Source organism: Aeromonas sp. QDB11 (assembly GCF_027705265.1).
Lineage (GTDB): Bacteria > Pseudomonadota > Gammaproteobacteria > Enterobacterales > Aeromonadaceae > Aeromonas > Aeromonas allosaccharophila.
Map to the genome: position 1 here is coordinate 35633 of NZ_JAPDBM010000022.1, position 19178 is coordinate 54810.

The 19178-nt window shown below is 59.8% G+C and carries 20 protein-coding genes and 1 riboswitch; of the genes, 4 read left to right on the forward strand and 16 right to left on the reverse strand.

Annotation, left to right across the window (positions count from 1 at the left end; genetic code table 11):
- Position 1: 1 nt before the first annotated feature.
- The 11 genes from moaD to moaA form a co-directional block, all read right to left on the reverse strand.
- The gene (gene moaD / locus OKC40_RS09615) at positions 2 to 247 is read right to left on the reverse strand and encodes a molybdopterin synthase sulfur carrier subunit (protein ID WP_270794980.1); all 246 of its coding nucleotides are present in this window, start codon (positions 245 to 247) and stop codon (positions 2 to 4) included.
- Entirely contained in the window at positions 244 to 768 is a 525-nt protein-coding gene (moaC, locus tag OKC40_RS09620) for a cyclic pyranopterin monophosphate synthase MoaC (RefSeq protein WP_213391588.1), read from the reverse strand. Before moaC ends, moaD begins: the two co-directional genes overlap by 4 nt.
- A gap of 9 nt (positions 769 to 777) precedes the next feature.
- Positions 778 to 1284: a molybdenum cofactor biosynthesis protein B gene (gene moaB, locus OKC40_RS09625; protein WP_184233225.1), complete on the reverse strand. Its 507-nt coding sequence runs from the start codon at positions 1282 to 1284 to the stop codon at positions 778 to 780.
- Positions 1285 to 1526: 242 nt separating this feature from the next.
- On the reverse strand, positions 1527 to 2120 hold the full coding sequence (locus OKC40_RS09630) for a cytochrome c3 family protein (protein ID WP_042058070.1): 594 nt from the start codon (positions 2118 to 2120) through the stop codon (positions 1527 to 1529).
- Between the two features lie 11 nt (positions 2121 to 2131).
- Positions 2132 to 2587, reverse strand: a complete 456-nt coding sequence (locus OKC40_RS09635; RefSeq protein ID WP_042058072.1) for a nitrate reductase cytochrome c-type subunit — start codon at positions 2585 to 2587, stop codon at positions 2132 to 2134.
- On the reverse strand, positions 2587 to 3462 hold the full coding sequence (napH, locus tag OKC40_RS09640; RefSeq protein WP_270794982.1) for a quinol dehydrogenase ferredoxin subunit NapH: 876 nt from the start codon (positions 3460 to 3462) through the stop codon (positions 2587 to 2589). Before napH ends, OKC40_RS09635 begins: the two co-directional genes overlap by 1 nt.
- On the reverse strand, positions 3459 to 4205 hold the full coding sequence (napG, locus tag OKC40_RS09645) for a ferredoxin-type protein NapG (RefSeq protein WP_201980901.1): 747 nt from the start codon (positions 4203 to 4205) through the stop codon (positions 3459 to 3461). Before napG ends, napH begins: the two co-directional genes overlap by 4 nt.
- A gap of 16 nt (positions 4206 to 4221) precedes the next feature.
- Complete coding sequence (gene napA / locus OKC40_RS09650) at positions 4222 to 6711, reverse strand: nitrate reductase catalytic subunit NapA (protein WP_197930856.1); 2490 nt, start codon at positions 6709 to 6711, stop codon at positions 4222 to 4224.
- A 102-nt stretch (positions 6712 to 6813) separates the two neighbouring features.
- Positions 6814 to 7068: a chaperone NapD gene (locus OKC40_RS09655; RefSeq protein ID WP_031227438.1), complete on the reverse strand. Its 255-nt coding sequence runs from the start codon at positions 7066 to 7068 to the stop codon at positions 6814 to 6816.
- A 29-nt stretch (positions 7069 to 7097) separates the two neighbouring features.
- Positions 7098 to 7640, reverse strand: coding sequence for a ferredoxin-type protein NapF (gene napF / locus OKC40_RS09660; protein ID WP_270794983.1), 543 nt, complete (start codon positions 7638 to 7640; stop codon positions 7098 to 7100).
- A 239-nt stretch (positions 7641 to 7879) separates the two neighbouring features.
- Positions 7880 to 8875, reverse strand: a complete 996-nt coding sequence (moaA, locus tag OKC40_RS09665; protein WP_197930860.1) for a GTP 3',8-cyclase MoaA — start codon at positions 8873 to 8875, stop codon at positions 7880 to 7882.
- Positions 8863 to 9016: riboswitch (molybdenum cofactor riboswitch) on the reverse strand. (Overlaps the previous gene by 13 nt.)
- Before the next feature lie 78 nt (positions 9017 to 9094).
- On the opposite strand from moaA, the gene narQ reads away from it, so the two are divergent.
- The 3 genes from narQ (at position 9095) to OKC40_RS09680 (ending at position 12124) form a co-directional block, all read left to right on the forward strand.
- Complete coding sequence (gene narQ, locus OKC40_RS09670) at positions 9095 to 10807, forward strand: nitrate/nitrite two-component system sensor histidine kinase NarQ (RefSeq protein ID WP_042655933.1); 1713 nt, start codon at positions 9095 to 9097, stop codon at positions 10805 to 10807.
- The gene (gene narL, locus OKC40_RS09675; protein WP_058052140.1) at positions 10807 to 11445 is read left to right on the forward strand and encodes a two-component system response regulator NarL; all 639 of its coding nucleotides are present in this window, start codon (positions 10807 to 10809) and stop codon (positions 11443 to 11445) included. The genes narQ and narL overlap by 1 nt, the downstream gene beginning before the upstream one ends.
- A gap of 103 nt (positions 11446 to 11548) precedes the next feature.
- Complete coding sequence (locus tag OKC40_RS09680) at positions 11549 to 12124, forward strand: LON peptidase substrate-binding domain-containing protein (RefSeq protein WP_005334473.1); 576 nt, start codon at positions 11549 to 11551, stop codon at positions 12122 to 12124.
- 249 nt (positions 12125 to 12373) lie between these two features.
- On the opposite strand, the gene OKC40_RS09685 is transcribed toward OKC40_RS09680, so the two are convergent.
- Both OKC40_RS09685 and OKC40_RS09690 read right to left on the reverse strand, forming a co-directional pair.
- Positions 12374 to 14470, reverse strand: coding sequence for a hybrid sensor histidine kinase/response regulator (locus tag OKC40_RS09685; protein ID WP_270794984.1), 2097 nt, complete (start codon positions 14468 to 14470; stop codon positions 12374 to 12376).
- Positions 14471 to 14501: 31 nt separating this feature from the next.
- The gene (locus OKC40_RS09690) at positions 14502 to 15686 is read right to left on the reverse strand and encodes an FIST signal transduction protein (protein WP_270794985.1); all 1185 of its coding nucleotides are present in this window, start codon (positions 15684 to 15686) and stop codon (positions 14502 to 14504) included.
- 113 nt (positions 15687 to 15799) lie between these two features.
- On the opposite strand from OKC40_RS09690, the gene OKC40_RS09695 reads away from it, so the two are divergent.
- Complete coding sequence (locus tag OKC40_RS09695) at positions 15800 to 16714, forward strand: gluconeogenesis factor YvcK family protein (protein WP_270794986.1); 915 nt, start codon at positions 15800 to 15802, stop codon at positions 16712 to 16714.
- 42 nt (positions 16715 to 16756) lie between these two features.
- Here OKC40_RS09695 and OKC40_RS09700 read toward each other — a convergent pair whose 3' ends face one another.
- The 3 genes from OKC40_RS09700 to lpcA all read right to left on the reverse strand — a co-directional run bounded on the left by OKC40_RS09700 (position 16757) and on the right by lpcA (position 18932).
- Complete coding sequence (locus OKC40_RS09700; RefSeq protein WP_042655928.1) at positions 16757 to 17092, reverse strand: Hpt domain-containing protein; 336 nt, start codon at positions 17090 to 17092, stop codon at positions 16757 to 16759.
- Between the two features lie 311 nt (positions 17093 to 17403).
- Positions 17404 to 18192 carry a class II glutamine amidotransferase gene (locus OKC40_RS09705; RefSeq protein ID WP_270794987.1) on the reverse strand — a complete coding sequence of 263 codons (789 nt, stop codon included), beginning with the start codon at positions 18190 to 18192 and terminating at the stop codon, positions 17404 to 17406.
- 161 nt (positions 18193 to 18353) lie between these two features.
- Entirely contained in the window at positions 18354 to 18932 is a 579-nt protein-coding gene (gene lpcA / locus OKC40_RS09710; RefSeq protein WP_005334485.1) for a D-sedoheptulose 7-phosphate isomerase, read from the reverse strand.
- Positions 18933 to 19178 lie beyond the last annotated feature (246 nt).

Genomic DNA, 19178 nt, shown 5'->3' on the forward strand with positions numbered 1-19178 from the left:
TTTAACCTCCGGTCACTGGCGGGAAAAAAGCAACCTCATCGCCATCATGGATGGGGGTATCGAGGGGCACCAGGGTCTGGTTGACCGCCACCAGCAGTTTGCCTGCTTCCAGCGCCAGCGCCCACTTGTCACCGCGCTCACTCAAGCCACTGCGCAGCGCCTCGGCGGTGGTGTAGTCGCACGGCAAGCTCAGCTCATCACAAGCCACCAGCTCTCTTACTTGCGCAAAAAACAATACCTTGATCATGCTTGCTCCCCGCTCGTTGACCCCAACTGAAAATGGCCGGACTTGCCGCCCTTTTTCTCTACCAGTCGCACCTGCTCGATCACCATGTCCTTTTGCACCGCCTTGCACATGTCATAGATGGTCAGCGCTGCAACCGATGCCGCCGTCAGCGCCTCCATCTCCACCCCGGTCTTGCCGGAGAGCTTGCAGAGGGTGCGGATATGCACCTTGTGCTGCTCGGGCAGCGGCACTATCTCCACCTCGACCTTGGTCAAGGCCAGCGGATGACAGAGGGGGATAAGATCGGAGGTCTTCTTGGCCGCCATGATGCCAGCGATACGGGCGGTGGCGAACACGTCCCCCTTGTGATGCTGGCCGCTCAGGATCAGCGCCAGCGTCTCGGGGGCCATGGCGACAAACGCCTCGGCACGGGCTTCGCGCTCGGTCACCAGCTTGTCGGTCACATCCACCATATGGGCTTCGCCGCTCTGGTTCAGATGCGTCAGGTTGGGCTGGGTCTGCTTGGGATCGGTCTGATTCATCGTTTGCTCTCAGAGGTGGGAGACAAAGTTGCATGGCTTGGTGCGGGCGTCGAGCTGATCGCGGATCAGTTGCTCCCAACCCAGCTGGCAGGCGCCGGTGGAGCCCGGCAGGCAGCAGATCAGGGTGCGATTGGCGAGTCCCGCCAGCGCACGGCTCTGCATGGCGGAGCCTTTAATTTCGGCAAAAGAGAGCTGACGGAACATCTCGCCAAAACCCTGCACGGTGCGCTCGAACAGCACACCGACCGCTTCCGGCACCCGATTCTGCTCGTTGAAGCCGGTGCCGCCGTTAATCAGCACCACCTGCACCCCCTCATCGGCGATCCACTCGCTCACCCGCGCGCGGATACGAAACAGGTTGTCCGGGCAGAGCGCCCGATCGGCCAGCTGATGGCCCACGTCGGTGAGGGCCGAGACCAGATAGTCACCCGAGCTGTCATCGGCAGTGGTGCGGCTGTCGGAGACCGTCAGCACGGCGATCTTGAGGGGAATAAATGCGTTGTTTTTCTGTCCCATCGGGCAGCTCCTTGTGGCTATGGGCCGTCAACGAGGCAGGAAGAGAAGGGGTATGAGAGGCCAGCTGTCAGGGCGCAAAAACTGACGCAGACAGGAGTGACCAACTTGCTCAAGCGTGTGACGGCGGGCTGATTCTATCAAAGGTTTCACGAGATATGGGATTTAAAAGACACACAAATCTGATGCTTGTCCCAGATATGAACAAAACGCAGGCCGGGGAAACCCGGCCTGTCGTCGCAGGATCAGAAACCTTTCACCCCGGTCATGTCGGGCAGCTGGTGAGCAATCCCCTTGTGACAGTCGATGCAGGTGCCCTGCCCCTCCTTGCCGAGGTTGGCCGAGTGCATCTTGGCTGCACGCTGCCCCTGCAGGGAGAAGTCCATGTATTCGAAGTTGTGGCAGTTACGGCACTCGCGTGAATCGGTCTCTTTCATCCGCTGCCACTCCCGCTCCGCCATCTCGCGCCGGTGCGACTCGAACTTCTCGCGGGTGTCCACCTTGCCGGTGATCATGCCCCACAGCTCCTTGGAAGCCTGCACCTTGCGGATGATCTTGTAGGTCCACTCGTGCGGTACATGGCAATCCGGGCAGCTGGCCCGCACGCCGGAGCGGTTGGCATAGTGGATGGTGTCGCGGTACTCCTCGAACACGTTGTCCTTCATCTCGTGACAGCTGGTGCAGAAGGCCTCGGTGTTGGACGCTTCCATGGCGGTGTTGAAGCCGCCCCAGAAAATCACGCCGCCGAAGAACCCCATCAGCAGCAGCACCCAGAGGGCCGCCTTCGATGGAGACTTGAAGGTGGTCCACAGACGCTGGATAAAGCCGGGTAATTTCATCGATAGGCTCCTCAGTTCAGCGCTTCAACCGGTTTAAAGGTATTTTCCACCAGCGGCTTGGCATCCGCTTGCGGCACATGGCACTGCAGGCAGAAGTAGCGACGCGGCGACACTTCCCCCAGCGTCATGCCGTCGCGGGTCTCGAAGTGAGTCGGGCTGATCTTGGGGGCCTTCATGGCGCTGGCATTCTTGAAGCTGTGGCAGGCCAGGCACTTGTTGACCTTGGTATCCACCTCGTAGTTGCGAATGTCGTGGGGGATCAGCGGCGGCTGATGCATGTACTGGCGATCATAGGGCGCGCCATCCTTGCGGAAATTTTTCAGCGGCGCAGCGGTGTCTTCGGTCACCAGATCGGTGGCGCCACGCTCGGACTTGAGGCCACCGGTACTGTTGGTGATCTCGGGTGCCGCTGCCATCAAGGATCCCGCCATCAGGCAGGCCAGCATTGCTCCAATCAGCTTTTTCATTATTTGTTCTCCGACGTTTTTTCTGCCTTGACGGCAAAACCTACAGTGATTTCAAAAACTTGTTCCGCGCAGACATCGATGCAGCGGCCACAGTTGGTACACTCCTGAGCCGCAATCAAGGGCCCGTGACCGCGCTTGGCACCGTGAACAGGCCCGCGCAGAATGGGACGCTCCGGGCAGACCGCATAACAATCCATGCAGTTGTTGCACCGCTCGCGCCCCTTGGCAGAAATCTTGATAAACCCGACCCGGTTGACCAGGGCATAGAAGGCCCCCACCGGACAGATATGACCACACCAGCCCCGCTCAACCACGAACAGATCGAACAGGAACAGCGCCACCAGCAGGGTCCAGCCCGCCCCCATGCCAAACAGCAGACCGCGCATGGCGAGCGACACCGGATTGACCAGCTCCCACACCATCACCCCGACCACCGCAGGCACCACCAGCACCATGGCCAGCAGCCAATAGCGGGTCGCACGGCTGAACTGGCCATTGCCCTTGAGACCAAGTCGCCCCCTGAGCCAGGCTGCAGCATCCGTGATGAGGTTGACCGGACAGACCCAGGAGCAGAACACTCGCCCCCCGACCAGCCAGTAACCGATCAGCACGATGGCAGCCCCCAGCCAGAGGGTGCTGATGGGCCAGTGGCCCGCCGCCAGCGACTGCAACAGCGTGAGGGGATCGGTCAGCGGCACCGTCTCCAGCAACAGCGAGCTGGAGAGGTTGCCCTTGAGGATCCAGATGCCCGCCAGCGGCCCCAGCAAGAACAGCCCGAGCACGCTGAGCTGACTCAGCCGACGTAGCAACAGGAAACGGTGGGAACGCCACCACCCCAGCTTGATGCGAGCCTCTTCCCCCGGATAACGACTCATAACCCCTCCGGTTTGCGGGTCGGCAGGGTGAGCCTGTCGCCGATGAGCGACTTGTTCCCCGCCTTGGCCTTCTCTTCCCAACCAAGCCGGTAGTGATGACCCAGCTCACCTTTGGCGAGCTGACGTGGCACCACCTTGATGGCCGCTTCCTCCAACACGCAGGCGTGCTCGCACTTGCCGCAACCGGTACAGACATCGCTGTGTACCGTGGGCAGGAACATGGCATGCTTGCCGGTGCGCTGGTTGTGCTGCAACTCCAGGGTGATCGCCTTGTCAATCAGCGGGCAGACCCGATAACAGACATCACAGCGCAGACCCAGATAGTTGAGGCAGGTCTCGTGATCGATGAGCACTGCCACTCCCATGCGGGCCTGATCGATGTCGGTCATCTGCTGATCCAGTGCCCCGCTCGGGCAGGCCACCACGCAAGGGATGTCATCACACATCTCGCACGGCACGGCACGCGCCTTGAAATAAGGGGTGCCGGTGGTCACAGGGTCAAACAGCCGGGCGAGCTTGAGGGTGTCGTAGGGGCAGGCCTCGACGCAGAGCCCGCAGCGCACGCAGGCGCCGAGGAACTCCACTTCGTCGAGAGCGGCTGGCGGGCGCAGCGCCTGGGCAGGCACGGCGTGTGCCTGCTGGCGGGCCACGCCACCGAGCCCTACGCCAAGCAGGCCCACACCGCAGGCCCCTTTTGCCAGAGAGGCCATGTCGACCAGAAACTGGCGACGACTACGACTCATCTCGTACTCCCCCGCCTTAAGCCTTCATCACCTTGACGGCGCACTTCTTGTAATCGGTCTCTTTCGAGAGCGGATCGGTGGCGTCCAGGGTCAGCTTGTTGACCAGCTGGCTGGCGTCAAAGAAGGGCATGAAGACCAGACCTTTGGGCGGCTTATTACGGCCACGGGTCTCGACCCGGGTCTTCACCTCACCACGGCGGGAGGAGACGATCACCTCTTCACCGCGACGCACGCCTCGGGCCTTGGCATCGTCCGGGTGCATAAACAGCACCGCATCCGGGAAGGCGCGATAGAGCTCGGGCACCCGACGGGTCATGGTGCCGGTGTGCCAGTGTTCCAGCACGCGACCGGTGGAGAGCCACAGATCGTACTCCTGATCCGGCGACTCGGCGGCGGGCTCGAACGGCAGCGCGAAGATGACCGCCTTGCCATCGGGCTTGCCATAAAAACGCACCCCCTCGCCCGCTTTCACGTAAGGGTCGAACCCTTCGCGATAGCGCCACAGGGTCTCTTTGCCATCCACTACCGGCCAGCGCAGACCGCGTGCTTCGTGGTACTGATCGAACGGCGCCAGATCGTGGCCGTGACCACGACCGAAGGTGGCGTACTCCTCGAACAGCCCCTTCTGGACGTAGAACCCGAAGTGTTCAGCTTCGTCGTTCAGCAGCCCCTTGCTCTGCTCTTTCGGGAACTGGTTGACCTGACCGTTGGCATAGAGCACATCAAACAGGGTTTTGCCCTTCACTTCCGGCATCTTGGCAATCAGTTCAGCCGGCCACACCTCCTCAACCTTGAAGCGCTTGGAGAACTCCATCAGCTGCCACAAGTCGGACTTGGCTCCTTCCGGCGCTTTCACCTGCTGGTGCCAGAACTGGGTGCGGCGCTCGGCATTGCCGTAGGCCCCCTCCTTCTCCACCCACATGGCGGTGGGCAGGATGAGGTCAGCCGCCTGGGCAGTGACGGTCGGGTACGGATCGGAGACCACGATGAAGTTGCGCGGATCGCGATAGCCAGGCAGGCGATCAGTATTCATGTTTGGGCCGGCCTGCATGTTGTTGTTGCACATCACCCAGTAGGCGTTGAGCTTGCCATCCTTGAGCATGCGGTCTTGCAGCACGGCGTGGAAACCCACCTTGTCGGGAATGGTCCCCTCCGGCAGTTTCCAGATCTTCTCGGCAATGGCGCGGTGCTTGGGCTCGGTCACCACCATGTCGGCAGGCAGACGGTGAGCAAATGTACCCACTTCACGCGCGGTGCCACAGGCAGAGGGCTGACCGGTCAGTGAGAAAGGACCATTACCCGGCTCGGAGATCTTGCCGGTCAGCAGGTGGATGTTGTAGCAGAGGTTGTTGGCCCAGACGCCACGGGTATGCTGGTTGAAGCCCATGGTCCAGTAAGAGACCACCTTCTTGCTCGGATCGGCATAGAGCTTGGCCAGCTTTTCCAGCTTCTCTTTGGAGACGCCGGAGAGCTTGGAGACCGACTCCACATCGTAATCCGCCACGAACTTGGCAAACTCCTCGAAGGTCATCGGAGTGGCATCGCCACTGTCCGGGTTCTTCGCTTTTTGCTGCAACGGATCAGTCGGGCGCAGGCCGTAACCGATGTCGGTGACCCCCTTCTTGAACACGGTGTGCTTGTTGACGAAGTCCCAGTTCACCTTGTCGTTCTGGATGATGTAGTTGGCGACATAGTTGAGGATCGCCAGATCGGTCTGCGGGGTGAACACCATGCCGTTGTCCGCCAGCTCGAAGCTGCGGTGCTCGAAGGTGGAGAGCACGTGCACCTGCACATCGGGATTGGAGAGACGGCGATCGGACATCCGCGACCAGAGGATGGGGTGCATCTCGGCCATGTTGGAGCCCCACAGCACGAAGGCATCAGCCTGCTCGATATCGTCGTAGCAGCCCATCGGCTCATCCATGCCGAAGGTACGCATGAAGCCGACGACCGCCGAGGCCATGCAGTGCCGGGCATTGGGGTCGATGTTGTTGGTACGGAAGCCGGCCTTCATCAGCTTGGCGGCGGCATAGCCTTCCCAGACGGTCCACTGGCCGGAGCCGAACATGCCGACAGCAGTTGGTCCCTTCTCTTTCAGGGTCGCCTTGAACTTCTCGGCCATGATGTCGAACGCCTGATCCCAGCTGATGGGGGCGAAGTCGCCATCCTTGTCAAACTGGCCGTTCTTCATCCGCAGCATCGGCTGGGTCAGGCGATCCTGGCCGTACATGATCTTGGAGAGGAAGTAGCCCTTGATGCAGTTGAGGCCACGGTTGACCGGCGCATCGGGGTCGCCCTGAGTCGCCACGACCCGACCATCCTGAGACCCCACCAGCACGGAGCAGCCGGTACCGCAGAAGCGGCAGGGAGCCTTATCCCAATGGATGGCCGTCTTGTCGGTACTGGTGATGAGATTGGCTGCCAGCGTGGGGGCACTGACACCGGCCACGGCTGCGGCAGCTGCCACCGCGTTGGCCTTCATAAAGTCGCGTCGACTCAGCTTCATGGCATATCCTCGCATTGCTTATCGCGTAATAGTTGTCGAATCTGTCGAACGGGAGCCAGCCATCAGCGGTAGAGGGCACGCCCGGCATCCCATCACTCTTTTTCAGTGACCGCCCAGTTCATCGAACTGGTGGTAAATCAGGGCGGCAGAGAGCACGCCCGGCATCGCCTGTATCGCATCAATGGCCGCCATGATCGGCCGCTGGCTCGGACCTTCCAGGGTCACGACCAGCTTACCCTCGTCACTGACGGCGTGGATCTCGGCCCCTTCAAGGGCACCAATCTGCTCGGCGAGCTGATGGCGCAAGGGGGGCTGGGTCAGCACCACCAGACTCGATACATGGAACTCCTGATCCATAGTGGCTTCTGTGTCACACGGTTTCTGACTCATTCTGACTCCTGCTTGAGGGTGGGCTGGCTCGCACCACCGGATGATGCGACTCGCCCGTCGACCTTGATGCTGCCAACCGGACAATCCTGCACGCAGGCGCCGCAGCCGTTACAGCGATCCGGCTCCACCGTCGGGGTGGGCACGCGCCCCAGCACCGGAATAAAACGAATGGCATTGGGCTCGCAGCTGTCCTGACAACGCTGGCAGAACACCTGACCATTGGCCAGACAGTTGGCCTCGATATGGGCCTTGTAGTGCCAGGGGGACTCGCTGGTCGGGCGAAACAGCGGCGCCTTGCAGACCGTGACGCACTCGGTGCAGAAGGTGCACTCGCCACGCTGGAAATCGACCACCGGAAAACCGCCCTCGCCACTCACCAGGATCTGCTCAGGGCAGGCGGCCAGACAGTCCCCGCAGCGGGTGCAGTCGGCGACAAATGCCGACCAGTTGACTGACCAGGGCAACTGCACCGGCGGTTCGGTGGTTCTCAGCCGCCCCCGGAACAGGCCGCGGCGTGCAAGATCGATCTCATCCGGCATGTTGACTCCTGTTCTGGTGAAGAAGGGAACGGTGCGAGTCCATGATTGGCATTCTTGATACCAATTATAAGAGTGGGTGTATATTGCGGCCCTGACAAGGTCAGGGATATACCACCAGGGAGATAAACAGGGGGGATTCTTGCGCCAGATCAAAGCCTTGCAACGCAATAAAAATGGAGGTATCGGTTAAAATACCTCCATGTGAGGATTGCTATTTAATCGTTGGCGATTTTTTGCGGTTATCCGCCGATCGATGCGAGATGAGGGGTGATGCCGGCATTGCCCTCATGGAGACGATGGGTGGCACTCTTGCCCGCCAGCGCGGCGCGAATGCGCTGTTGCAGCTCATCGGACTGCGCATCTGCGCCGAGCAGATCCCGCAGCTCGATGCCGTTGTCGCCAAACAGGCACAGATGCAGCTTCCCCAGCGAGGAGACCCGCAGCCGGTTGCAACCGGCACAGAAATCCTTGCTGTAGGGCATGATGAGACCCACGCCACCCAGCGAATCGGGGTGCATAAAGACCTGCGCCGGGCCGTCATCCTTGCCCCGCAACTGCTGCACCCAGCCGCTCTCCAGCAAACGCTGTTTGATCTGTTCGCCGCTGACATGGTGGTCACGAAACAAGTTATCCATCTCACCGGTCTGCATCAGCTCGATAAAGCGCAGCTCGATGGGCTTGTGCCTGATCCAGCCCAGAAAGGCATCGAGCTGGTAGTCGTTGAGCCCCTTGAGCAGCACCGCATTGATCTTCACCGATTTGAAACCGGCGGCCAGTGCCGCTTCGATCCCCTCCATCACCTCGGCCAGCTTGTTCTCACCGGTGATCTGATGAAACTGACGCGGGTCGAGACTGTCGACACTGACATTCAGCGCATTGAGTCCGGCATCAAACCACTCCCGGGCCCGCTCCTTGAGGCGATAGCCGTTAGTGGTCATGGCGACCTTCTCGATACCCGGGGTGGTGGCAATCACCTTGACGATCTCGGTGAAATCGCGGCGCAGGGAGGGCTCGCCCCCCGTGATGCGCACCTTGCGGGTGCCCATGGCGGCAAAACCGCTGACCACACGGCGGATCTCGTCAATCGAGAGAAAGGGTTGACGCCCCGCTTTGTGACCTTCGGGGGGGCGATAACCGTCTGGCAGGCAATAGGTGCAACGGAAATTGCACACATCGGTCACTGACAGACGCAAATAGTAAAAACGACGGGAAAAACCATCTTCAAGTGGCAACATAAACACCTTTCCAAATACGGGAGGCCAGGGCATTTCTTTCCTGACCCTTACAGCTCGACGATTGTGTTCAACTGTCGGCTGACGGCTGGTTTCCCCCTATCGCTAGGACGTAGGCAAAACCGCTCGGAGTTCATCTAGTTTTTCGATGCTAACACAAGTTGGAGTACACTCCCACGCATCTTGCGGGGTCCTTATCACTATCCAGAGGTGCGCATCAGTATGGGAAAACGGCTCAGGGTCCATTCGGTCAGCAGCGCCATTGGCCGCGCCATGGTGTTGATCCTCTTTATGGCCAGCCTGATCGCGCTGGTCGCCATGGTCACCCTCTTCTACTCGGTACCCGATGCCAAGGCGATCAACCTCTCCGGTTCGCTGCGGATGCAGGCCTACCGGATGGCCTACGAAATCGAGCGGGGCGACAGCGTGCTGGGGCGCCTCTCCCAGTTTGAAGAGACCCTGCACGCCGAAGAGCTGCAGGAGACCCAGCGCTGGATCACGCCCGCCTCCCTGCGTCGCACCTATGGCGAGGTGCTTGGCCAGTGGCAGGTGATGCGTCAGCACATCGAGGATCGCACTCCCAGACGGTACACCGATAACACCGAGCAGTTTGTGGCAGCCATCGACAATTTCGTCAATCAGATGCAGTACCACGTGGAATTCAAGGTGCGGATGCTGGCGCTGGCGGAGGGGCTCGGCCTGCTGGCCATCATCACCATCGCCTGGTTCACGGTGCGCTTCACCCGCCAGCAGGTGGTCGCCCCCCTCAACCAGCTGGTCTATTGTGCCCGCCAGATCCAGCGGCAAGATTTCGATCTCCAGCTGCCCGCCCACGGCGAAAATGAGCTGGGGGAGCTGTCGCGCGCCTTCGTCACCATGGCCGACGAGCTGGGCAAGCTCTATCGGGAGCTGGAGAACAAGGTGGAGGAGAAAACCGCCAAACTGCAGCAGGCCAACGACACCCTCTCGTTTCTCTACTCGACCGCCCAAAAGCTGCACGCCGCCCCGCTCAGCACCCGCACGCTGATCAAGCTGCTGGATCGGGCGGCTGCCCACCAGCATATCGACCACATCCGGCTGACCCGCTTCGAGCACAATGCCATGCCGGTCTATATCTCTGGGCGCACCGGCTGGCCCGGCGATCTCGATGCGGTCGCCAGCTTCTATCTGCAGATGGATGAGCAGGAGTTCGGCCGCCTCGACATCATCAGCCAGCACCCCATCGACGAGCGGTTGATCAAAAACTTCACCATGCTGCTGGCCCAGGTGCTGCACAAAGACCAGACCCTGCTGCAACAACAGCGGCTGCTGCTGATGGAGGAGCGGGCGGTGATCGCCCGGGAACTGCACGACTCGCTGGCGCAGGCCCTCTCCTACCTCAAGATCCAGTCCACCCTGCTCAAGCGCTCCTACGCCAAGGGGCAACAGGAGAAAGCGCAGGAGGCGATGCAGCAGATCGACGAAGGGCTCAGCAATGCCTATACCCAGCTGCGCGAGCTGCTCGGCACCTTCCGTCTCACCATTGGCGATGCCAATCTGGGGGAAGCAATCCGGGTGATGCTCGATCAGCTGCAACCCCAGACCAAGGCCGAAATCCGGTTCCATTACGGACTGGCCGACAACGACCTGGAGGCGGGCCAGCATATCCACATTCTGCAACTGATCCGTGAGGCAGTGCTCAACGCCATCAAACATGCCAACGCGCAAGTGATTGATGTTAGCTGTGAGACCCTCGCCAGTGGTAACATCGAGGTTCAGATTTCAGATGACGGGGTCGGGATCGGACTCGCCAGCTCGGCGATCAACCATTACGGTTTGAGCATCATGAACGAGCGCGCCAGCAAACTGCATGGTCTGCTGACCATCAACGAGCAGCAACCACAAGGCACCCGCGTGCATCTGACCTTTCCCACCAGCCTAACGAGAGACGCCTGATGGACGAGATGAAATACACTGTTCTGGTCGTAGATGACCATCCCCTCATGCGCAAAGGGATTGTGCAGTTGCTGGCTCTGGAAGAGAACATGGAGGTGACAGGTGAAGCCTCCAACGGCACCGATGCCGTGGCACTGGCCAAAGAGGCCGAGCCGGATCTGATCCTGCTCGACCTCAATATGAAAGGGCTCTCCGGCCTCGATACCCTCAAGGCACTGCGGGCCGAAGAGATCACCTCCCGGGTGGTGATCCTCACCGTCTCCGATGCGCGCCAGGATGTGGTGGCCCTGCTCAAGGCCGGTGCCGATGGCTACCTGCTCAAGGATACCGAGCCTGATCTGCTGCTGGCCCAGCTGGCCGACGTGATGACGGGTAAACAGATCCTGAGCGAACCGCTGCGCCCCTATCTCGAAAACATCTACGAGCTGGATCACCTGCAGCAGAAGCTGGAGAGCTTAACGCGTCGCGAAATGCAAATCCTGCGCGAAATTGCAAAAGGCCTCTCCAACAAACAGGTCGCCTCGGTACTCCATATCTCCGAGGGAACGGTCAAGGTTCACGTGAAGAGCCTGCTGAAGAAACTCGAGGCGCAAAGCCGCGTGGAAGCGGCTGTCATGTATCTGGAGCAGCGCAACTAAGCGCCCTCTTCCTGCCGAAAAGCCACCTTCCGGTGGCTTTTTTCATTCTCTGGCACAGTCGCTGCATTGTCCTATTCAGCAACTACTCAATGGAGGATGGAACATGAAACTACAACCTTTGGCACTGTTCCCCTTGCCTTCCCACATACTGCCGGGCGGCAAGCTTCCTCTGCGTCTGTTCGAGCCACGCCACCTGCAGATGCTCAAGGAGTCGTTCATCAACGATCAGGGCTTTGGCATCGTGATGGAAGAGTCCACCACCTCGGGACAATCCGGCCGCATTCTACCGGTGGGTACCCGGGTCAAGGTGACCGACTTCTACACCCTTAATGATGGCCTGCTGGGGGTGACTGTGCTGGGACTGGAGCGTTTCTGCATCCACGAGATGGAAACAGATGAGATGGGCCTGCGCCGAGCCAAGGTGGAGATGCTGCCGAACTGGCCGAGCACTCACTCAGATTTCAACGACAAACTGCTGGTTAATCGTCTGCGAGAAGTGTTCGAGCAGTATCCGGAGCTTGATGAGCTCTATCCGGATAAGCGCTTTGAAGATGCAGCCTGGCTCTGCCAACGCTGGCTCGAGATATTGCCGATGCCGATTTATGAAAAGCAGATGCTGATTGCCAAACAAAACAGCGAAGCGGCCCGTAAATTCCTGCATCGCCTGATTTCACAATGACAGACACAGCGTTGCAAATTGCAATTATTCCAATAATGAAAATATGAAATTCGCATTTTGCAATTAACAAAAAGAACAACAAAGCATTACAAACGAGAGCCGATGCGCTAAACGGCCAAAATTGAACACGAAAGAGTCCAAAAAAAGTTGGCACAGATTTTTCATATAGATTGATACAACCCGATTTATCCCGTGCTCTCTTCAGTATTTGCTGAAGAACTGGTCAACCCACAAAGTTGACCATTTTTTTTATCCGCGCGTCGGCAACCGCTGACCAAAGTGACGCTGCAAACACTCTCTCAACCGTGACAAGGTGATAGGCTTGGCGAGAAAGTCATCCATCCCCTGCGCCAGACAGCACGCCTTGTCCTCCGCCATCGCATTGGCCGTCAGGGCGACGATAGGCATGGTGCATCCCAGCTCCCGCAACCGTCGGGTCGCTTCCAGCCCGTCCATCAGGGGCATCCGCATATCCATCAGGATCAGATCCGGCAGCTGCTCATCCACCTGCGCCAGCGCCTCCAGACCATTGGCGGCCAGCCGCACCTTGCCTACCAGCTTTTGCAGCATCAGCGACACCACCAGCTGGTTGACCGGACTATCCTCCACCACCAGCACATCCAGCGGCAGCAACGCAGCAACGCTCTCTTCCCGCTGTGGTTGACAATGGCAAGGCAGCGCCATATCCGATAGCTCGAACCAGAAGCAGCTTCCCTTGCCCGGCTCGCTCTTCAGGTGGATCTCCCCCCCCATCAGGGCGACCAGACGCTTGCTGATGGCAAGGCCAAGGCCGGTTCCGGAAAAACGCCGGGTGGCCGAGTTATCAACCTGGGAGAAGGGTTCAAACAGCCGCGCCTGATCCGCGTCGGCGATCCCGATCCCGGTGTCGGAGACCGAGATCCGCAACTTCTCATCCTGCCAGCCAAGGTGCAGTGTGACCTGCCCCTGCTCGGTAAATTTGAGGGCGTTGTCCAGCAGATTGCCCATCACCTGCGACAGACGCATCGGGTCCCCCTGCAACTCCAGAGGGACGGAGTCATCGACCCGATAAACCAGCGCAATCCCCTTGGCGGTGGCACGGGCCTGCAGCGGCTCGACCAGGGATTGGCAAAGCTGGACTGGCTGCAAGGTCTCGCAGTGAAACACCAGGGTTTGCGACTCGATTTTCGAAAAATCGAGCACGTCATCGATGATGGTTTGCAGCAATCTGGCCGAGTGGGTGGCGTGGCGCAGCAGGCTCTGTTGCTCCGGCGCCAGCTCGGCATGCTGCACCAGATCGAGCATCCCCAGCACCGCATTCATGGGCGAGCGGATCTCGTGGGTCATCATGGCCAGAAACTGGGACTTGGCACGGTTGGCCGCTTCGGCCTCATCCCGTGCCCGCGCCAGCTCCTCTTCACGGCGAATTTGGGAACTTATATCACGGGCAGTGCCGCGATAGCCGGTAAAGAGACCCTCATGGTCGAAACAGGGCTCGGCGCTCACCTCCATCCAGCAGGGGCCATCAAGCAGCGCCACCTGCATCCGCACCCCTCGCACCGGCTGGCGCTGTTCCAGCAACCGCAGGTATTGCTGCGCCTCGCAGCTCTGCTTGTTGCAGACATAGTCATAGAGGGTCGGCCGGATCGCCTGTGGGGTCAGCTCATCCAGATAACCCGGTTCGGAGGCATAACTGAGGCGATGCTCGGCATCGGTCTCCCAGAACCAGTCAGAAGCCATGGCGGCGAAGCTGCGAAAACGGCGTTCGCTGGCCTGCAGCGCCTCGGTCTTCACCGCCACCTGCTCCTGTAGGCGGGCCCGATAGGTGATGTTGACCAGCGCCTGGGCGATGAGCGGACGACAACGCTCCATGGCGGCCTTGCTGGTGAGATCGAAGGTGCCCGCCCGGGCATGGCGGCAGATGAGGGTGGCGGTAAAACCGGGGGCCTGCAGCCCGGTCAGCATCACGCTGGCCCAGCCCGGCTCGCTCGCCAGCGGCGCCAGCTCGGGCAGTTGGGAGGGATCGTAAATCACCAGGGTTTCACCGGCGATGGCGCGGGCAAAGGCCGGGGTCATCTGCCAGCTGCGGGCAGCGCGTATCGGCTCGGTACTGAGGTGGGTACTCCCCCGCTCCCCTTCCCAGGCCACCACATCCGCGTGATCAAAGCCGATAAAGGGTTTGAGCACCTGGATAAGGCTCTCCAGTACCTGCTCCAGCGTCTTGGCATCGGCGAGGGTGGCCACCCCGCCCAGCAGGGTCTGGGACTCGTGACGATATCTGGCCTCGCGCTCGCGGCAACGCATAAGATCGACCAGGGTGGTCTGCAATTTGTCGCCGAGGGCTTCCAGTTCACTGCTGCCAATCATCTTGTTGCCTGCTCTGTTATGTTCTGCCGACTCAGCGGGTCAGAAAAATCACGCTCGATACCATCAGGTTACCGTGAGCCAGCTCGCCATTGGGCAGCCGCCCCTGCTCGCCGAAGGTAAAGGGGGTGATAAACGGGATCTTGCCGAGACGAGCCTGGCTCTGCTCGACAAATTGGCACAACATATCACCTAGCGCCAAACGGCAACCAGCACAAAAAATGATGAGGGCGCCGATCGGCTGCCATTCCACATCGACTCCATAGCCTGGCTCAATGCGCATGGCATTGAGGCTTCGCTGCAGCAATCCCTCCTGACTACTGTACATCAGCAGCAGGCGCTCCCCCTGCACCACATCGGTAAAGAGCCGCAGCCCGCCCTGTTCGGTCACCGCCTCGGGATGGGAGAGCTTGTAGTAGGGAATGCCATCCAGCGATCCCACTTGACGGGCCAGCGGGGTGAGCGTGGTCTCCCGCAAAATCGCCCCCACCGGCCAGGGCTGATCGCGTCCGCACCAGCGGGCATAAACCTCGGCGGCGGGCAGGTGATCGATAGTGAGCACCTCCCGCCCGTCGCAGGCGGTGATCTCGCCGCTGAATTCGGCAGGGACATAACCGGAGTGAAACTGAAAGGCCAGCTGGCAATCGGGATAGAGTACCGCCAGCGCGATGCCATCCTGACTCACCGCCTCATCCCAGCAGAGTTGCCACTCGCCGCTGACGCTGTTGTCTGCTGCGGATCCACCAACCACTGGCACCGAGGCACCGAGCTCGGCCTCGATACCGGCCAGCAGCCCCTCCTCCTTGCCGGGACTGGCGTGAAACAGGATCAGCTGGGGCAACTCGCCCGGTCGACCACAATCGCTCATGGCGCTACGCAGCAACTGCCTCACATCCACCCCGTCACCGCTGGCACCGGCCACCCCGAAGGCACCTTTCTCGTCATAAAAAGCTGCCACTGCCACTCCGAACCCCTCTATGGCGTGGTGCCCCATCTCGGTCATCACCCCGCCACAGGAGCTGCACCCCAGCAGACGGGTGGTCGGGAACTGGCGTTTGAGCGCGTCGCGCAGTATCTCCCCGTCATGAGCTTGGGTAAAATAGAGCAGCAGCAGGGAAGGCGCCTGAAAGGCATGGTGGCGCAGCTGCGTGCAGATCTCTTGGGCCGCTAGCGATGAATTCCGGGCGAGGGAGTGAACGGTCAGAAATTTCAACACCATCTCCTTGTTTTATCGGATAGCCGTCGCAAGCAAAAATCATACCCTTATCAAACAATTATCTCGCTTCACTTGCTAACATAGCGGTCAACTGAGACCAATGACAGGATGCCCACATGTGGCAAAAAAACATCAATGACTTCGATCGGGTCGTTGCCATCGGTGGTGGCCACGGCATGGGTCGCGTACTCTCGTCCCTCTCGTTCCTCGGTCAACGACTCACCGGCATCGTCACCACCACCGATGATGGTGGCTCGACCGGACGGCTGCGCAAGAGTCAGGAGTGCATCGCCTGGGGCGATCTGCGCAACTGCCTGAACCAGCTGGTGACCGATCCCAGTATCGGCAGCCTGTTGTTCGAGTACCGCTTCGCCGGCAAAGGCGAGCTGGCGGGCCACAACCTTGGCAACCTGATGCTGCTGGCGCTCGATAATCTCTGTGTCCGTCCTCTTGATGCTATCAAGCTGATCAGTGACATGCTCAAAATCGAGTCACAATTGCTACCCATGTCTGAATTTCCCACCGACCTCTGCGCCCATATGGAGTGTGGCACCCAGATCCTGGGAGAGGTATCCATCGACCAACTGGCCACGCCGCCCTTCTCCCTCGGCCTGATGCCGGAGGTGCAAGCAACCCGGGAAGCGGTGCTGGCACTGCAGCAGGCGGACATGATCATTCTGGGGCCAGGCAGTTTTCTCACCTCCATCATGCCGCCACTGCTGCTGGCCGAGATCGCCCAGGCCATCAACGAGAGCAGCGCCATGCTGGTCTTTGTCTGCAATCTGGTGGCGGAAAACGGCCCAGCCAGCCAGCTGGATCTGATGAGTCAGTGTCGCTGGCTGGAGTCCCGGGTCGGTCAGGGTCGGCTGGATGCCATCCTGGCCCCCCGGGGTACGGGTGATGCGGGAGCCTGGCAGGGTCGATTGATCGACGCCGATCTGGGTGAGCTCGAATTGCCCCATCGGCACGATCGGTTGAAGCTGAAACTGGCGCTGGACCGGATCATCCAGCAACTGCTCAACCAACGTTAGGCAACGGCCACGGCGCCCCGGCATCCCTGCATAACGCCGCCGTTACTGATAATCGGCAAGAAACGCCAGCACCCGGGGCAAGGAGGCCTCCAGCAGTTGCAACTGGCGCTCTGCCTCGGCCACATCCGCCTGCTTGCAGGCCATCTCCAGCGCAATCACCTGCTGATAGCTCGGCATGGCGCCGTAGCTGCCACAGGATGATTTCATGCTGTGTGCCACCCGAGCCAGCGCCTCCCACTCTCCCTGCTCATAGAGGGGTCTGAGCTGACTCAGCTGCTCGCCAACCTCTTCAATAAATACTGCGATGACCACGGGCAGCATATCCTGACCAATATCCTCTGCCAGCTGCTGCAACACCTTGCGATCCACCCACTCCATGCGAGGCTCCTCCAGAACGGTATTCAAACAGACCATACTATAGATAGTTTTCGATGTCGTGGCTCACGGCCAGACAGTGATGACCCATCCGACTGGATAGCTCGGGGAATGAAGTGGCAAAAAATGTGATCGGTATCGAAATAGCGATGCTGAAACGCCCGTTAAGACAACAACCAGATTGCCAAAAATTAACAATTGATCAACACTCAATTCCGTCAGAGTGATGATGCTCAGCAACACCTCTCATCCCTTTTGCCTTTTATGGCTGCTGCGAAGAACCAGGGTAGGAATCTACCCTGGTATTTTTTATCTCACTCAGGCATGCCCTGATTGGTCGCCACCCGCTCACCCATGCGAAACAGATTGAATTCGCCGGGCGCCATCCTGACCCAGTTTTCGTTGCCGGTCAGCGGACGGGTGGTGATCAGGGTCACCACATCGTTGGGTGTAGTCTCGCTTTGAAAGTCGATCACCACCTCCTCATCCAGCAGGCTCGCCTCGCCAAACGGCGCACAGCGGGTCAACCAGTGCAGGTTGTTGGTGCAGTAGCTCATCACATACTCCCCGTCCGAGAGCAGCATGTTGAACACCCCGAACGCTCTCAGCTCATCGCACAGGGTTGCGAGATAGCGAAACATGGCGGGAAAGTTGGCGGGACGCTTGGGATATTTTTGCTCCAGCCGATCGAGCAGCCAGCAGAAGGCGTGTTCGCTGTCAGTATCCCCCACCGGCCGGTGGCGGCCGGTCGGCAGCTTCTTGTAGCCGGTCAGCTGACCGTTGTGGGCGAAGGTCCAGTAACGGCCCCACAGCTCACGGGTAAAGGGGTGGGTATTTTCCAGTGACACGCAGCCACGGTTGGCCTGCCGAATGTGGCTGACCACGGCACAGCTCTTGATGGGCAGCGCCTGTACCAGTCTGGCGATGGGTGATTGGGCGCTGGGCTCGGGATCCTTGAAGGTACGAAAGCCCTTCCCCTCGTAAAAGGTGATCCCCCAGCCATCCTTGTGGGGCCCTGTCTTGCCGCCGCGCAGCATCAACCCGGTAAAGCTGAAGCAGATATCGGTCGGCACATTGGCACTCATGCCGAGCAGTTCGCACATCGGCAGACTCCTTTCATGATTTGGCTTGTGTCATGTTCGACCAGCACGCTGGTTCGACAGACAGCAGGGGAAGGCGCAACCCCTTCCCCTGTCACTGGCAACAACCGGTCGATGGCGAACCATGCAACCGGTGATGCCCTTGTCTGGTAGAGGTGGCCTGATTACTTGGCCATCTCTTTTTCGACCAGCTGGATCAGGATGTGGATCACCTTGATGTGCACTTCCTGAATACGGTCGGCATAACCAAAGTGCGGCACCCGGATCTCGACATCTGCCAGACCCGCCATCTTGCCGCCATCCTTGCCGGTCAGGGCGATCACTTTCATCCCTTTGGCGCGGGCCGCCTCGATGGCTTTCAGGATATTGCCGGAGTTGCCGCTGGTGGAGATACCAAGCAGCACGTCGCCACGACGGCCGACCGCTTCCACATAGCGGGAGAAGACATAGTCGTAGCCAAAGTCGTTGGAAACACAAGAGAGGTGGCTCGGATCGGAGATGGCGATACCGGCGTAACCCGGACGGTTCTCGCGATAGCGACCGGTCAGCTCTTCGGCAAAGTGCATGGCGTCACAGTGGGAACCACCGTTGCCACAAGAGAGCACCTTGCCCTCTTCTTTGAAAGAGTCAGCCAGCAGCTTGGCGGCCGCTTCGATATTTTTCAGGTTCTGCTCATCAGCCAGGAAGGCCTGCAGCACGCTGGCAGCTTCGGTCAGTTCATTGCGGATCAATTCTTGGTACATGATGTCTCTTCCACTGTTTTTAGTGTGCGTGTAGATCGCGGCTATTCTCGCACAAGCGAATCGCACAGTCGCCCCCCTGCGAGCCACAGCGCTGGCGGCGCGTGAGCGTTATGGGGATCACAGACAGAAGGTAATGAAGATGTAAACAGCTTGATAACTTTGTGCGTATGAATTACAACAGGGGCCATATCCAACAGGTCAGACCTCTGGATCAGTTACGCCACGTTGGCAACCTTATACACGCAA